Origin of the sequence: Flavobacterium frigoritolerans (assembly GCF_025847275.1) — a bacterium.
Taxonomy (GTDB): domain Bacteria; phylum Bacteroidota; class Bacteroidia; order Flavobacteriales; family Flavobacteriaceae; genus Flavobacterium; species Flavobacterium frigoritolerans.
Window position 1 is genome coordinate 1 of sequence record NZ_JAOZEV010000055.1, and the last position, 1,085, is coordinate 1,085.

General features: G+C 35.5%; 2 protein-coding genes. Both read left to right on the top strand.

Features of this window, described 5'->3' with window-relative positions; genetic code table 11:
- The coding region (locus tag OIU80_RS20840) for an ISAon1 family transposase N-terminal region protein (RefSeq protein ID WP_264288887.1) at nt 1–300 on the top strand (300 nt) is incomplete at its 5' end.
- A 10-nt stretch (nt 301–310) separates the two neighbouring features.
- Nucleotides 311–1,085, top strand: a 775-nt coding sequence (locus tag OIU80_RS20845) for an ISAon1 family transposase (RefSeq protein ID WP_264288888.1), incomplete at its 3' end; no start/stop codon positions are given.

Sequence of the window (1,085 nt, forward strand, 5' to 3'; positions counted from 1 at the left end):
CTTACTTCTTATAAAAAGGAAGGCGAAACCCTACATCTGTTTTTAAAAGAGATTAACTCTATACCTAAAGAATATAGAGAATCAAAATTAAGTTCAAAAGGATTCTTTGAAGAGATAACGGTTCAGGATTTTCCTATCCGTGGACATCAGGTGTATCTCCATATCACTCGCAGAAGATGGCTAAATGAAGATACTGGAAAGGTCGTTTTTAGAGATTGGAATTTAGTAGCAGACGGAACTCGTGTAACTCAGGAGTTTGCGTCTTTTTTAAAAGAGATCAATAGATTCCAGTCCAAATGATTGTAATACCATTGCTTGCTTCTACGGAGTTTCTGGTAGAAACCTACAAGGTCAATACAAAGACTTTCTAAGTGATTTCAAAGTTTGGGATCAAATATCACACGCTAAAAAATGGCTTCTCTTTCCACGAAATATTGGAAAGCGTTTATCAATAGATGAAACTTCTCTTTCAAATGGCGAACTCTATACTATTTTAACCAATAAATCCGGTAAAGGTAGGAAAGGAACTATAGTGGCTATGGTTGCAGGAACTAAAGCAGAAACAGTTATTGGTGTTATTGAAAAAATCCCTCTTAAACAGCGAAATCTAGTCAAGGAAATTACTCTGGATATGGCTGGGAACATGGGATTGATAGCTAAAAAGTGTTTTCCTAATGCTACTCGCGTTACAGACCGATTCCACGTTCAAAAGCTAGCTACAGAAGCGTTACAGGAAATTAGAATCAAATATCGCTGGGAAGCCATAGATATAGAAAATGAAGCAATGGAGAGAGCCAAGAAGTCAAATGTAAATTTCCAATCTAATATACTTCCCAATGGTGATACACTCAAACAATTACTTGCTAGAAGTCGCTATTTCTTGTACAAAACCAAATCGAAATGGACTCAAAATCAAACAGAACGTGCTGCGTTACTATTTAAATTATATCCTGATATTCAAAAAGGATATAATCTAACTCAAGAGCTCCGTGGCATCTTTGAAAATACAAAAGACAAAATCATTGGTTTTGCAAAATTAGCCAAATGGCATGAAAAAGTAAATCAATCTGGGTTTAAGTCTTTCA